At 44.7% G+C, this 14,597-nt stretch carries 15 protein-coding genes; 6 read left to right on the top strand and 9 right to left on the bottom strand.

Annotation, left to right across the window (positions count from 1 at the left end; all coding sequences use genetic code 11):
* Positions 1-16: 16 nt before the first annotated feature.
* Positions 17-790, bottom strand: a complete 774-nt coding sequence (locus tag OQJ86_RS15245; protein WP_265988293.1) for a RelA/SpoT domain-containing protein — start codon at positions 788-790, stop codon at positions 17-19.
* A gap of 334 nt (positions 791-1,124) precedes the next feature.
* On the opposite strand from OQJ86_RS15245, the gene OQJ86_RS15240 reads away from it, so the two are divergent.
* Positions 1,125-1,775, top strand: coding sequence for a thiopurine S-methyltransferase (locus tag OQJ86_RS15240; RefSeq protein ID WP_038874729.1), 651 nt, complete (start codon positions 1,125-1,127; stop codon positions 1,773-1,775).
* Positions 1,776-1,854: 79 nt separating this feature from the next.
* Here OQJ86_RS15240 and purT read toward each other — a convergent pair whose 3' ends face one another.
* The 8 genes from purT to OQJ86_RS15200 form a co-directional block, all read right to left on the bottom strand.
* Positions 1,855-3,030 (bottom strand): formate-dependent phosphoribosylglycinamide formyltransferase, encoded by a 1,176-nt coding sequence (purT, locus tag OQJ86_RS15235; RefSeq protein WP_265988292.1) that lies wholly within the window; start codon positions 3,028-3,030, stop codon positions 1,855-1,857.
* 147 nt (positions 3,031-3,177) lie between these two features.
* Positions 3,178-4,065, bottom strand: a complete 888-nt coding sequence (gene cdd, locus OQJ86_RS15230) for a cytidine deaminase (RefSeq protein WP_104026237.1) — start codon at positions 4,063-4,065, stop codon at positions 3,178-3,180.
* Positions 4,066-4,333: 268 nt separating this feature from the next.
* Positions 4,334-5,011, bottom strand: coding sequence for an LrgB family protein (locus OQJ86_RS15225; RefSeq protein WP_038874735.1), 678 nt, complete (start codon positions 5,009-5,011; stop codon positions 4,334-4,336).
* A gap of 1 nt (position 5,012) precedes the next feature.
* Positions 5,013-5,387, bottom strand: coding sequence for a CidA/LrgA family protein (locus OQJ86_RS15220; protein WP_104037544.1), 375 nt, complete (start codon positions 5,385-5,387; stop codon positions 5,013-5,015).
* A 58-nt stretch (positions 5,388-5,445) separates the two neighbouring features.
* Positions 5,446-6,867, bottom strand: a complete 1,422-nt coding sequence (gene sbcB / locus OQJ86_RS15215; RefSeq protein ID WP_045407066.1) for an exodeoxyribonuclease I — start codon at positions 6,865-6,867, stop codon at positions 5,446-5,448.
* A gap of 212 nt (positions 6,868-7,079) precedes the next feature.
* Positions 7,080-7,760 (bottom strand): DUF1826 domain-containing protein, encoded by a 681-nt coding sequence (locus OQJ86_RS15210; protein WP_265988291.1) that lies wholly within the window; start codon positions 7,758-7,760, stop codon positions 7,080-7,082.
* Positions 7,761-7,989: 229 nt separating this feature from the next.
* Complete coding sequence (locus tag OQJ86_RS15205; RefSeq protein WP_038868624.1) at positions 7,990-9,363, bottom strand: L-cystine transporter; 1,374 nt, start codon at positions 9,361-9,363, stop codon at positions 7,990-7,992.
* Between the two features lie 191 nt (positions 9,364-9,554).
* Positions 9,555-10,250: an NAD(P)H-binding protein gene (locus OQJ86_RS15200; RefSeq protein WP_265988290.1), complete on the bottom strand. Its 696-nt coding sequence runs from the start codon at positions 10,248-10,250 to the stop codon at positions 9,555-9,557.
* Between the two features lie 671 nt (positions 10,251-10,921).
* Between OQJ86_RS15200 and OQJ86_RS15195 the strand changes: the two genes are divergently transcribed.
* Genes OQJ86_RS15195 through cobC form a run of 5 tightly spaced genes read left to right on the top strand, consistent with a single transcriptional unit; the run spans position 10,922 to position 14,558 of the window.
* Entirely contained in the window at positions 10,922-11,533 is a 612-nt protein-coding gene (locus OQJ86_RS15195) for a flavin reductase family protein (RefSeq protein ID WP_045407060.1), read from the top strand.
* Between the two features lie 19 nt (positions 11,534-11,552).
* Complete coding sequence (gene cobT, locus OQJ86_RS15190) at positions 11,553-12,596, top strand: nicotinate-nucleotide--dimethylbenzimidazole phosphoribosyltransferase (protein WP_265988289.1); 1,044 nt, start codon at positions 11,553-11,555, stop codon at positions 12,594-12,596.
* Positions 12,596-13,402: an adenosylcobinamide-GDP ribazoletransferase gene (locus tag OQJ86_RS15185; RefSeq protein ID WP_265988288.1), complete on the top strand. Its 807-nt coding sequence runs from the start codon at positions 12,596-12,598 to the stop codon at positions 13,400-13,402. Before cobT ends, OQJ86_RS15185 begins: the two co-directional genes overlap by 1 nt.
* Positions 13,399-13,947 carry a bifunctional adenosylcobinamide kinase/adenosylcobinamide-phosphate guanylyltransferase gene (gene cobU / locus OQJ86_RS15180; RefSeq protein WP_265988287.1) on the top strand — a complete coding sequence of 183 codons (549 nt, stop codon included), beginning with the start codon at positions 13,399-13,401 and terminating at the stop codon, positions 13,945-13,947. Before OQJ86_RS15185 ends, cobU begins: the two co-directional genes overlap by 4 nt.
* Complete coding sequence (gene cobC / locus OQJ86_RS15175) at positions 13,944-14,558, top strand: alpha-ribazole phosphatase (RefSeq protein ID WP_265988286.1); 615 nt, start codon at positions 13,944-13,946, stop codon at positions 14,556-14,558. The genes cobU and cobC overlap by 4 nt, the downstream gene beginning before the upstream one ends.
* The last annotated feature ends 39 nt before the right edge of the window (positions 14,559-14,597 follow it).

Here is a 14,597-nt window from a genome sequence, read left to right as displayed (position 1 = left end):
CATCAGTTTATGTCAATTATGCCGCTTCTAAGTGTGTCGTTAGGTATGGATGCCATGCCTCTTGATACAAGTTTTTAGATTGCGTACGCATGTTTCTAATTGATGCCATTTCTAAGTCATTCAAATGGCGATCCTCCACTAGAGCTTGACGCTCTAATTTCTGAATCTGTTCATATAAGTCGTGTTCTGGACCGTTTTTTACATCCGCAATAGCTTTTAAATGCAGCTGCACTTCGGCAACGAGGTTGGTCTTAGGTAAACGAACTAAGAGGTTTAGGTCTCGATAACCGGAAGCTGTTGGTTTTTTAAAGCGGTTTTTCACTTTCACTATCGTTGTTTCACGCTCTAACGCTTCGTATACCGAAACCAAGCTTGCTACATCGTCAGCAACAATGGTTGCACGTGCTAAGTCAGTGATTCGGTTTACTTGACTGTCCAATTCGTGAACAATTTTCTCTTCGGCACGGTGCTGAGATTTAACGCCAGCAAAGTAAGGCTGAGCATCAGTAAGAAGGGCAGTACTTTTACAGATAGTCTCTAGCTCGAACTGCGCTTGGTGAGCTTTGCTGTAAAGTACGTCGAAATCTGAATAAGGCTGAGTTGGTTTGGAGTCGATTGACTGAATACCATACAAACCACTAAGGCTATGTTTGAACAATTTTGAACAAACTTCGTTTTGACTAGCTGAACGATCTTGTTCGTTATTTGTGACATTTGGAAGTGCGGCGAACGCCGGCGCACGGCTTAGTACTAGAAGCATCAATGCTGTAGTACGTAGAAATAAGCTCATTCACTCTCCTTAACTTGCTTGCACTTAGAAAATGGGTAACGAAAAGGTCACTAAGATTCGCAAATCAGGTACTACCTATTTAATGGGGGCTCTGTGAAAGATTCCAAGGCTGAGTTTTAACCTAATAGTAGAATCGTGTTCCAGATCACGATTTCGCTTGCCTTTATTCTGACAACCAGAAAAAGGAAGGGTTCATTCTTGAACGATAGCTATTCTACCAATGCTGTATTAACCAAAGATGAACAACATAGACAAATTTGAAAAAATCATTAGTCTTAGCCCACAAAGTAGCGTTAATGCTCATTGTATTTATCAGCCGACAAGTAGAAGTAAAATGAGAGATCAAGAATTTTGGCACAACAAATGGGCGAGTAACCAAATCGGTTTTCACCTAGATGATGTAAACCCACTATTGCCAGTATTTTGGCAACGCACCAACCCAAAACGTGAAGACATAGTGTTGGCTCCTCTGTGTGGTAAGTCTGAAGACCTAATTTGGCTTGCGACGAAACATGACGAGGTTCAAGGTGTTGAGCTAAGCCAAATTGCGGTAAGAGCATTTTTTGCTGAGCATTTCTATACCCCGACCGTTACGTCGATTAACGGCATGCATGAGCTGTATCAGTTCGACGAGCTGTCCATTTATACAGGTGACTTTTTTACTGCGCCAGTTTCTAAAGCCGATATCATTTATGATCGTGCAGCCTTGGTTGCATTGCCTCAAGAGATGCGAGAAGAATACGTAGTTCGTCTTAAGCAACTGTTGAACCCTGGCGGACGTATTTTACTTGTGACTCTTAACTACCCACAGGATGAGATGTCAGGACCTCCATTTAGCGTGCCAGTCGAAGAGATTGAACAGTTGTTTGCGGGTGATAAGGTAACTTGTTTGAATGTCGACCAAGCCGACGAAAACCATCCGAAAATTGCGAAGAAAGGTCTAAGTCGCTTCTCTGAAGAAGTGTACTTAATAGAGAGCGAATAAAGGGCTTTCGAACCCACAGAAAGAAAAAGCGCAGCCAAATTGAGCTGCGCTTTTGTATATATTGAGCTGATTAACGAAATCAGTAAACGATCTTTACTTTAGATGCGCTGTTCACTGCATCTTCAATCGAATCTTCAATCGTTTTACGGCGAGTTAAAACGACACCTAAGCGACGGCGACCGTCGATTTCTGGCTTACCAAACAAGCGAACTTGTGTTTGTGGTTGAGCCAGTGCTTTTGCAATATTATCAAAGCGGATATCGGTGGAGGTGCCTTGCCCAAGAATGACTGCTGATGCTGAAGGACCATACTGAACGATGCTGTTAATCGGCATACCAGTAAACGCGCGAACATGAAGTGCAAACTCAGACATTTCTTGAGAAATCATGGTTACCATGCCAGTGTCGTGTGGGCGAGGGGAAACTTCATTAAAAATAACCTTATCGCCTTTAACAAATAGCTCTACACCAAAGAGGCCGTAGCCACCTAGTGCATTAACGACTTTCTCTGCTGTGTATTCAGCCGCTTTGATGGCGTTGTCTGACATTGCTTGTGGCTGCCATGATTCACGGTAATCACCATCCTCTTGGCGATGCCCGATCGGAGCACAGAAATGCACTCCGTCAGCTGCGCGCACGGTTAACAGTGTGATTTCGTAATCGAAGTCAATAAAACCTTCAACAATCACACGTCCAGCGCCTGTACGCCCACCTTCTTGTGCATAATCCCACGCGGTTTGAACATCTTCTTCTGATTTGATAACGCTTTGACCTTTACCTGAAGAGCTCATCACTGGCTTCACAACACATGGGATACCAACATGTTCTACTGCCGCTTTAAAGTCCTCAAAGTTATCAGCAAACTGATAAGGGGAAGTGTTTAGCGCCAACTCTTCAGCAGCAAGGCGGCGAATGCCTTCACGGTTCATTGTTAACTTAGTTGCTTTCGCTGTAGGAACAACATTCAAGCCTTTCTCTTCTAATTCGACTAATTTGTCGGTCGCGATAGCTTCAATTTCAGGAACCACGTAAGCAGGTTGCTCTTTGTTGATGATCTCTTCCAGTGTCTGACCATCAAGCATGTCGATGACGTAGCTACGATGCGCCACTTGCATCGCTGGAGCATCGGCATAACGGTCGCATGCGATTACTTCCAAACCAAGACGTTGGCATTCAATTGCCACTTCTTTACCAAGCTCGCCAGAGCCCAAAAGTAATACACGGGTAGCATGAGTGCTAGTAGCAGTACCGAACATAGTGTTCCCTTACAAAATAAAGTGATGAAACAGAAATTGCAGAGGATCATACTGATTTTTACGGATGAAGCAAACGTTTGCGCATGGTTTTTGATAATAAAAAAGGCCCTACTTCAAGTAGAGCCTATCTCTTAAGCATCGTATGAATTAAACGTTCACAAAACTCACTGGAATATCAGGATTTAGTGCTTCTAGCGTTGATTGAGTATCAGCTAGGTGACTGATCTTGCCTTGTGAGTTTTCAACCAAGGCTGCTGCTTTGATGTCTTCAAACTGCTCACCCGACATCAAGATCTGAATCAGAGCAACTTGAAGTGGAGGAAGGCTAGGGTTGAACGCTGCATTCTCTGCATACGCGCCTTGGAATACGCGACCGCTGTTCATCTCAAGCGCAATACCGCTTAAGTTGTTAGTGTATGGCGCGTGGCTGATGTTCATCGCATTGACGGCTTTTTGGATTAAAGCATCGTCTTCATTACAAACAAACTCGTGCTTCACCTCAGCCATAAGACCTGACTCAATGCCTAGATCCGCTGGACCAAACGCTTCAGGAAGGTAGTGATGAAGTGACTTTTCTTCACGTTCTGGTAATTGGATCTTCAGTTCTTTCGCGGTGCTTAGTTCATTCATGAACTGACGGCAGTGACCACAAGGGCTGTAGTTGATGGTAATGTCTTTTACGCCATGTTCGCCTTTCATCCAAGCGTGGCTAATCGCGCACTGCTCAGCATGAACGGTTTGACCCAGTTGAACGCCGAAAAATTCCATGTTCGCGCCAAAATAAAGACGACCTGATAGGCCGCGAACAATCGCACCTACATAAAACTCAGAAATCGGAGCGTAAGAAAACGCTGCGGCAAAAGGAAGTAGAGCAACACGAAGCTCTTTGTCTGAAAGGTTGGTAGCGTTCAGCAGCTCATCAAACTGTTGCTCAGAAATAGTGGCATCAAAATCGTCAGCGAGAACGATAGGAGCAAGATGTGTTGAAAGTGCTTCAGGAGCGCTTGCTAGCGCCTGTTCAATGCGACTTTTCATGTTGAATCCTTGTTATTGCATGGACAGTTATTCTATGCGAAAGATGGAAATGTTCTGTGCTTTAGATCACGTTAATGTCTGTAATGACAATTTACGTTACATAGTTAGAGTGAGCTCACACATGTATTCGATTGCACAGAGGCTTAACGTTATCTCTGTCCCATAAATAACTATATCAACTCAGATTCATACTGCGAATTTTTTGGAAAGGAGTTAAAGCCAGCTCAGTCTATTTACGTCAAGAAAGAGCAGGCTTTGACATTTATCTTTATTGGTATAACCAAACAGCCAAAGCAAAGAAGCTTGGCGCAAGTATCGATGTGATAATACCGCACAACACGAGTGCGAGTGATGAAAAGGCAGCATCACCGGGTTGTTTCTCTGCGCAAGTTGCCGTACCAAGCGCGTGAGAGACGGTACCCATTGTTAATCCGCGCGCAATAGGGTGTTTGATGCCGATAAGATTGAAGATTGGATACGCCAAAATCGCACCGAATAAGCCAACAATAAGCACAAGAATGGCGGCAACAGCGGCTTCACCACCTAAGTGGCTAGAGATTTCCATCGCGATAGGGGTAGTTACCGATTTGCCTACTAAGCTTGCAATGAGACTGATGTCTGCTTTGAATGCAACGGCAATCAGTGTCGCTGTTAGCATAGACATCACGCTGCCTAAAGAACAAGCCAGCGCGATAATGCGCCAATTGGCTTTGATTTGAGGCAGTTGCTCATAGAGCGGATACGCTAGCGCAACAACAGCGGGTTGGAGTAAGAAACTGATGTACTCGTTATCGGCATAGTAAGTCTCGAACGGTACCTTCAAAAAGGTAAGCAATGGAATTAACACAGCAATACTGATCAGTAGCGGATTCGCGATAGGATTATTGACCTTAATGGCGATTTGACGTGCTGCTAAGAAAACAACAATAGTGACAATTAACCACATATTAATGCTTCTCCTTTAGCAAGTAATCTAAGAACCATGCCAAACTGATCAGTACAATCAGTGAGCCGCCAACTGCACTCGCAATAATAGGGAGCGCGTTTGCCAACAACATATCAAAGTGTTGCATCAAACCAACACTGATTGGGACGAACAATAAGATCATGTAACGAATAAAAAGCGTTGCTCCTGGCTTTACCCATTCAACTTTAACTAAGCCAAGGGTCATAGAGAAAAACAGCACAAGCATGCCAAGAACACTTCCGGGAACGGAGATGCCAGCGAATTTTTGAATTGTGTTGCCGATACCAAGTGCTCCCATAATAAGTGCGAGGGAAATAAGCAAATGGATCAGCTGTAGTAATCGGTCTTTAATCATTTTGACAGCATATAAAACAACAAACACACCCGAAGGTGCGTTTGAACAAGGTAAGAAATTAGGAGGCTAGGCTCTCTACGTAACGATAGACAGATTTTAATAGTGCTATCTTCTTTTCGTCACTTTCATGTTCGTGAACTAAGTTTTCTAAATTCAGCATGTACTCTTCAATTTGGCTTTCGAAAACTTCACGACAGTGTTGTGCCCAACGTCTTTGCTCTTGTTCATCCAGTGTGCCAGCGTAGTGACGGGCACGGTAACGGAACAACAGTGGTTTAATTCGTTTATCGTCGAATTCGATATCAAGCGCTGCGAGGTTGTTTGGATCCGTTTCTCGGATGATATCCATTGCTGCTCGATCGGCTGGGGAGAAAAATCCATCGTACAGCTGCGTATCAACGTCATCGCTCTTTTCGAATTCACGCTCAATAGAGAATAGACTAATAAGTTTGTCTCGGATCTCTGGATGCTGACGAAGTAAAGCAAGATTGCTTAAGCATTTTTGGCGATCAATACCAATCAACTCTGCGTTTTCGGCTGTCAAAGTCTTTGCAGGAGCAAGAATAGGGCACTTATTCAAATGCACCAGTTTGACAGGAACAGGAAGCAAGTCTCCTAATTCATCGCGTTTGGTGTACAAGCGTTCTTTTAGCTCTTCTGCCGAAAGGTCGAGGATCGGCTGAGGATCTTTTGCCAAGTCGATCGTGATAACGGCGTTGTTGTTTGTTGGATGCCAAGCGACAGGTACGATCCAGCTTGTATACTGGCATTCACGCCCTAACATGCCAGAAACGTGCATTAATGGTGTCATGTTGACGATATCAACAAGTTCGTTCAGTTTGCGTTTGTTACGCATAGAGAAAAAGTAATCAAACAGCTTCGGTTGTGCCGCTTTGACTTTCTTCGCCATTTCGATGGTCGCAATGACGTCGGCCATCGCATCATGGGCGTTACTGTGCTCGATACCGTTGGCTACCGACAAGTGTTCCAATTTAAAGCTGGTAAAGCCTTCATCATTTTCTGGCCATTCCACGCCTTCTGGCCGAAGCGCATGACATGCGCGCATTACGTCCAACAAATCCCAACGTGAGTTGCCGTTCTGCCAGCTCCATGCGTAAGGGTCGATAAAGTTACGGTAACAGGTGTAACGTGTCACTTCATCATCGAAACGAATACTGTTATATCCAAGGCTAGTTGTCTTTGGCTTCGAAAGCTCTGCATGGATCTTAGCGATAAACTCAGGCTCAGGTAAGCCTTCTTGCATTGCTTTTTGCGGCGTGATACCGGTAATCAAAGCTGCTTCGGGAGAAGGGAGGTAATCAGCAGGTGGTCGGCAATACATGACTAATGGTTCGCCGATGATATTGAAGTTTTCATCTGTACGAACACCAGCGAATTGGCTCGGACGATCTTTGGCTGGACTTGTACCCCAAGTCTCGTAGTCAAAGAAGAAAAAAGTGGGCTGATTATCTTGGTGCATTCTGCTTACCGTTTACGGAACCGATGGGAGTATTAGACCATTCAACGCCTTGACTCGCAACGAAAGATGCAAGGTGAAGTTGTGAAAATGAAAAAGAGGTCGTATAAGCATCAGCTCAATAATTTATGTCTGGTTAGCGTGTAAGCAGTAAGGTATTTCTTTATTGAAATAACTGGCGCTATTTGAGCGCATATCGAGTGCTGTGTATTTTCCTAACCAAAATCCAGTGTCATTAATAATCGGGTTTCGTTAGACATAATGTTCGGTGAGCGGTGTACCAAGCCCTTATGCTCATTACCTATCCAGCGCCCACCCTTAAGAAGGGCAACATCACCACAAGCAAGTTGCTGTATATCAGACTCTACGTCATATAAGCCCGACTCTGAATCTGGCAATCCGTTACTCCCGCGCCCCAATTTAGAGCGATCGACAGTACTATTTTGAAGCCATTGCGTGCCGCTACCAAAATAGCTCGTAACCAATCGGCAAGGTACTTGGTCAACGTGAAAGCGGGGACACATTGCGCTATTAAGCGTTACGAGGCGTAATCCTGCATCTTTTAGTTCAAACAAATAGCAGAACATATCAACCAACTCAGCAATATTTCTTAGTAGCATTTCTGGCGCTTTTCCGTCAGTTGCGAATTGCAACGTTTCTAAAGCATTTTCGGGGGAGACGCTCAACGACTTACCAAAGTTGGGGGTTGATGTAACAAACGCTTTGCTTGCATCAATAAGTTGTTGATCAAATTGACGCTGCCAAATCGCGATATTTATGTCTTCTTGATAAATGTCTGCCAACACCGTCGGTTCTTTCCGCGCACTGAAACATGCAGTTTTGTGTGTGTTTCCCAAGGCTTCAGTTGTAATGGACTCGGTTAAAGTTGAAGTCATGATATAACCTCCGATGTTATTCGTATGCGGCTTTAGTTTGTTGAAGTGTTATATCATAACAAATGTTGCTAACAAACCTATTTGCCGTAAATCTTATTTAGACTCTAGTAAGTCTTTGAAAGAGGTTGGGGAGATTCGCCATGGTTTTATTTTAGCGAGTCTGAAAACCAAAAAAGCCGAAGGGAAAACCATCGGCTTGATTATTTGAGTGGTTGAAACAGTGAGTGATCTACGCTTTTTGTTCTTCCAATCGTGTCTCTTTTTCAGAAGACTTCAATAGTCGACTAGTAATCGTACCTGCTGTCATCGCACCAGAAACATTAAGTGCAGTACGCGCCATATCAATTAGTGGTTCGATAGAGATAAGTAACGCGGCAATCGTTACTGGCAATCCCATTGCAGGAAGTACGATAAGTGCAGCAAACGTTGCGCCGCCGCCGACACCGGCAATGCCAAATGAGCTGATGGTGATAATCGCAATCAATGACAGAATGAAGTTAATTTCTAAAGGGTCAATGCCTACTGTCGGGGCAACCATAACTGCTAACATCGCAGGGTAGATACCAGCACAACCATTCTGACCTATTGTTGCGCCAAACGATGCCGAGAGGTTAGCAATTGCAGGTGGCACATTAAGCTTAGTGATTTGCGCTTCCACGTTCAGTGGAATCGTTGCAGCTGAACTGCGTGATGTAAATGCGAAAGTTAGTACTGGCCAAATCTTCTTAAAGTACTCTGTTGGGCTCACACCAACGAAGGACACTAGCAGTCCGTGTACAAGGAACATAAGCAAAATAGCAACGTACGATGCTACGATGAAACCCAACAAGTTAAAGATGTCACCAGCACTTGAGGTTGCGACCACTTTTGCCATTAATGCCGCGATACCGTAAGGCGTTAATGCCATGATCATCTTAACTAAACGCATCACGATAGACTGAGCGGCTTCAACGAAAGTACGAATAGGAGATTCCAATTCTTCTTTTTCTGCCATGACTTTTCGTGCGGCGATACCTACCAAAACACCAAAAATAACCACAGCAATGATAGAGGTCGAGCGTGACCCCGTTAGGTCAGCGAATGGGTTGGTTGGAATAAAGCTAATTAGCATTTGGGGAATAGTCAGGTCACTCACACTGCCTGCTCGGCTCTCTAATACAGCAATACGAGCGGTTTCGCGCGCACCCTCGGTCAAGCCCTCTACTGACAAGCCAAACGTTGAGGTGACAACAATACCAATAAGTGCGGCAATCGCGGTAGTTACTAATAAAACAGAAATCGTTAGGCCAGATATTTTGCCCAGTGAGCCGCCTTTCTCCAATTTGACTACCGCAGCAATCATAGAGACAAGTACTAATGGCATTATCACCATCTTCAACAGGCCAACATAACCACTGCCAACGATGCCAACCCACTCAAGCGTTTGAGCAATCACAGCGCTGCCCTCACCATGAATCAGTTGTAGAGCAAGACCGAAAAGTGAACCGGTAACCAGGCCGACCAGAACAAGACGAGATAGGGTGTTCTGTTTTTGTTGCTGGCTAAAAAGTAAGAATAGTATGGCGACAAACACCGCCAGAGAGGCAACCACTGAAAAATTCATAATTTGACCTTATCAATCAGCGCTAAATGCTGACTGTTTTTTTATATAGAGCTATAAACTGATGGCGTAAGATAACGTTCGGGATATAACTTTAAAAATGAAAAACAGGTATTAGATAGATCTAAAATGAATATAAATACGCGACGCACTTCTCGTTAATCATTGATTTAGAGCGAATTCCAACCAGATTTCTAATCGTAGTGCTTTATGAGGTCGAGCATTTCTCTCCGATGCAAATAAACGATAGGGTCTTGTTGATAGCTGAAAACTTGGTAAATCATCGCTTTGGCTACATCTTGGGCATGAATTGGCACAAAGTTAGCCAAATTACCCAGCATAAGTGGCCTTATGACTTTGAAAAGCGTTTGAATGAGCTTTTCATCAGTTCGGGGGTTTTCACGTTGACCGACTAAGGGGCCAGGTCTTGCAAACACCACTTCATCAAAGCCCATTTTCTCGATGTTTTTTTCCATGTGGCCTTTGCAAGCAAGATAGTGGGATGATGAAGAGGCTTTTGCACCCAAACTCGATACGACTGCAAGTCGTTTTACGCCAATCAACTTCATTTGCTGAGCCACTTTACACACCAACTCAACATCGATTTTCCTTAAACCGTCTTTACTGCCGGCTTGCTTCAATGTTGTACCAAGACAAATGAAACCAACACGAGGGGTTGGTTGTTGTTCGTCCCAGTTATGAATGGTGAGTTCGGCATCGAGAAGTGGGATGATTTTATTATCAGGGTCGGCAATGTCAGTGAGGGCTCGTCGAGAAAGGGAATATAGAGTTTCGATGCTAGGCTGTGAGATCAGTTGATGGATGACTTCTCTACCAACCAACCCTGTTGCGCCAGCGATAATGACACATGCATTTGAATCGTTACTCATTGTATTCTTCCTCATAGAGAACAGTTGCTTAGGCTATTGTAGCTTAATTGTTCAGCCAAGCATTAGGCATGCTCTCAATGTTTGACGCACGACCCGTTTGCTCCCTCTTCAAACCAGGCAAATAAAAAGACCCGCGGGACAAACGGGTCTTTTTTATTAGGAGAATGATAAGGGTATGGATCGCCGAGGTTGGCGGGTTGGGTTAGGCTTGCCTCTCTTAGCGGGGCGACGACTTTGATTGGCAAACATAATTTCTCGCTTTTTTCGTTAGGGACAATTCTCTAGTGCATCAGACATGCCAACATTGCTTTGAAGGAAAACGATAGTCAAAATCATGAGCAGCTCATTGGTTGACTGATTGCGCATAATGTTAAATTAATTCAATTAAAACATGGTTTTATTGAAGTTTTGTATTTCTGGTTTTGACTAGTTGGTTTTAATTTCAGCTTATCAATAGTGCCTTTTTTATTTATTTAATGTCGCTTTCAACATTCATCATGAATGAAAAGTGCTCTCTTAATTTTCATTTTTATCAATATGACAGTCGAAATGACAAAAGTGCCAGTCAAAAAGAGAAAATTAGGTGAAATTGCACACAAGAGGCGTACACTTGTTGTCTTTAAAAAACGAGCCATTGGCTCATTCGAGACTTTTCAGACCAAGGACGTCGTATGAACATAGATCTCAGTACGCTTGCGCCAACGCAGGTGTACCATTTGATGACTCAAACTGTCATTCCTCGCCCAATCGCTTGGGTGCTCACAGACTCAGGTGAGAAAAACTTCAATCTCGCTCCATTCTCCTACTTTACTGCAGTCTCCAGCCACCCACCTTTATTGATGATTTCTGTGGGGAAAAAGCCCAATGGTGACATCAAAGACACCACGCGAAATGCATTAGAGACAGGTAAGTTGGTTATCCATATTGCACCCAGCGATCTCGCGGATAAAGTCACTTTATCTTCTGCCACATTAGAACATGGGGAATCTGAACTGGAGACGACTCAACTTGAGACGATTGATTTCCAAGGTTTCGAATTACCACGCCTAGAGGGCGCGCCAATTGCATTCGGCTGTAAGTTGCATGAAGTGATAGAGATGGGGGAGACACCACAAAGTTTGATCTTTGCAGAAATTGAACTCATTTATGTCGATGAACGGGTCATATCCATGGAAGGTGATCGTTTAAAAGTCGACGCTCTTGCGGTTGACCCATTAGCAAGGCTTGGTGGAAATGAGTACGCCACGCTAGAAAAGACGTTCTCTGTTGCTCGTCCAAAATAAAGAATAAGGAATCATCATCATGGATCGCTCTTTTGCCTCAGAAATTCAAGCTCGCATTGATAACAAAACCAAACCGTTAGGCGCTCTTGGTTTGCTCGAAAAAGTGGCGCTAGAACTGGCGTTAATTCAAAGCCAAGATAAGCCTCAAGCGGTTGAAACAATAGAAATTCGCAAACCAACCATGTTGGTATTCGCTGGTGATCACGGCATCGCAGAAGAAGGGGTGAGCATTGCGCCAAGTGCTGTGACTCAACAAATGGTGGCGAATTTTCTCGCTGGTGGCGCCGCCATTAATTGTTTCTGCGATCTCAACCAAATTGACTTTAAGGTCATTGATTGTGGCATGTTGTCACCGATCGATACCTTAGTTCCTGACTTTAAAAATCATCCCAACTTGATTAAGAAACGTCTGGGAAATGGCACGGCAAACTTTGCTAAACAAACGGCGATGTCACTAGAACAAGTCGCGCTAGGTTTGGAATATGGTGCCCAAGTCGCGCAGCAGGCGATCCTTAATGGCTCGAACTTATTGATGTTTGGTGAGATGGGGATTGGCAATACCAGTTCTGCATCGGCATTGTTAACTGCTCTGAGCCCATTGGAAGTCGACCATTGCGTTGGCTATGGTACGGGTATTACGCAAGAGCAGCTAAACCGTAAGATCAAGTTAGTCGCACAAGGTGTGAATCGCTGCCGTGACCTTGATTGCAAAGGCGCACTGGCACAAGTCGGTGGGTTTGAAATCGTGCAAATGGTTGGCGCATTCTTTGAAGCGAAACGCCACAAAACGCCTGTTTTAGTCGACGGATTTATCGTCTCTGTAGCCGCTTACGTCGCGACTTTATTGGATGAAGAGACGCGAGATTACATGCTGTTCGCTCATAACTCAGAAGAGAATGGGCACAAGTTTGTGCTGGAATGTTTGCAAGCGGAGCCTCTCTTGGATCTTGGTTTGCGTTTAGGTGAAGGAACTGGAGCAGCGCTTGCTTTGCCACTGGTAAAAGCGGCGGCTCAGTTTTACAACAACATGGCAAGTTTTGAGAGTGCGGGAGTGACGGTTTAGTGTCTGCTTCTGAGAATACCCACATTTCAGAGACTCGTTCTTTGCGCTATCAGAGTGAGCTTTTCTTACTCGCAATTAGCTTTTTCAGCCGTATACCTGTGCCCGCAGATTTACCTTACAGTGAAAAGCGCATGAACCAAGCAGGCCGATATTTTGCTTTGGTCGGTGTGTTGCTTGGGCTACTGTGCGCAGCTGTGTTTTCACTGGCAAGTTTATTGTTCCCAAACTCAGTTGCCATCGTGTTAACTATGGCTTTTAGCCTATTGCTTACCGGCGCGTTCCATGAAGACGGTTTAACGGATATGGCGGATGGCATTGGCGGTGGTATGACGTTAGAGCGCCGCTTAACCATCATGAAAGACAGCCGCATTGGGACGTACGGCGCGGCAACGCTAATGATGGCGCTGCTGGCGAAGTTTGTATTTTGGAGCGAGTTAGCCAATGAACCTCAATTTTGGCTGATGATTGTTGTGGCGTACACCGTGAGCCGAGCACTGGCTGCCACTCTCATATACGACATGCCTTACGTTAGTGACGCGGATACCTCGAAAAGCAAACCGTTAGCGAATAAACAATCGAGCTTAGAGGTCGCGATACTTCTCTTAACTGGTGGGTTTGTCGCGTTGTTATTGGGCGTGACTCAGGCTGCTGTGGTTGTATTGGTATTGGCACTGTTTCGTGTGGGCTTTAAACGCTGGCTGACCAAACGTATCGGTGGATTTACTGGCGATTGCCTCGGTGCCGCGCAGCAGCTTGCAGAGTTGCTTGTTTATCTCACTCTTATCGCATTTAGTCATTCATTATGAAGCAACTTATTCTAGGTGGTGCGCGTTCGGGAAAATCGAGCTTAGCAGAGAGCAGGGCGCAACAGTCAGCACAAAACAAAAACGGAACGCTTCACTATGTGGCGACGGCATTGCCTTTTGATGAGGAAATGAGGCAACGCATTGCTCACCATAAACTGCAGCGAGGGACCGGGTGGATTGAACATGAATGTCCGCTTAACTTGCCTGAGCTCATTTGTGAGTTTTCGTCTCAAGATGTCGTATTAGTTGACTGCCTTACGCTTTGGCTCAACAACTGGATCTTTGAACTCGGTGATGACTGCTGTAATGAGCGGTTAGAGGAAAAAGTTGAGCGGTTGGTAAATGCGATAGCACAATCGGAAGCGACGCTGATTTTTGTCTCTAACGAAGTCGGGATGGGTATTGTGCCGCTTGGCGTCGTCAGTCGTTACTTTGTTGATAATGCGGGACGGATGAATCAAAAACTGGCGACCGTATGTGAGCAAGTCACGTTTGTCGCTGCGGGCTTGCCGCTTGAGCTCAAACCACAGGAAGGGAAGAGATGAAAACGCTGAATATCTATCTACTGCGACACGGAAAAGTGAGCGCAGGCCCAGGTTTACACGGACAAGCCGATTTAAAAGTCGATGAAGCAGAGCAACGCAAAATTGCTCAAGCGTGGCAACAAACGGGTCGAGAAGTCGAAGGGGTCATCAGCTCTCCTTTGTCACGTTGTCACGACCTTGCTGAGATACTTGCTGAGCAGCAACTTTTGCCTTTGATTGTGGAGCCACAACTTCAAGAGTTGGATTTTGGCGATTTCGACGGCATCCCATTTGACATGCTTTCTGAGCACTGGAATAAGCTTGATGCGTTTTGGAAAGCACCGGCACAACACACCTTACCGAATGCCGAGAGCTTGGATGATTTCTCTCATCGTGTAACTTGTGCTTGGTCTCAAATCATTAATGATATCAATGACAACTTGCTAATTGTCACGCATGGTGGCGTAATTAGAATAATTCTTGCCCATGTATTGGGTGTAGATTGGCGCAATCCGCGATGGTATTCGACATTAGCGATAGGAAATGCGTCAGTAACACATATAACAATTACCATCGATGATCAGATTTACGCCTCAGTTCGTTCGATAGGCGTACCACTATTTGAAAATTAGTCACGGAAGTAGCCAACGCTTGGATCTCGACCGAGTTTA

The organism is Vibrio sp. Sgm 5 (assembly GCF_026241575.1).
Taxonomy (GTDB): Bacteria; Pseudomonadota; Gammaproteobacteria; order Enterobacterales; family Vibrionaceae; genus Vibrio; species Vibrio jasicida.
This window is presented reverse-complemented; position numbering and strand designations above follow the sequence as displayed.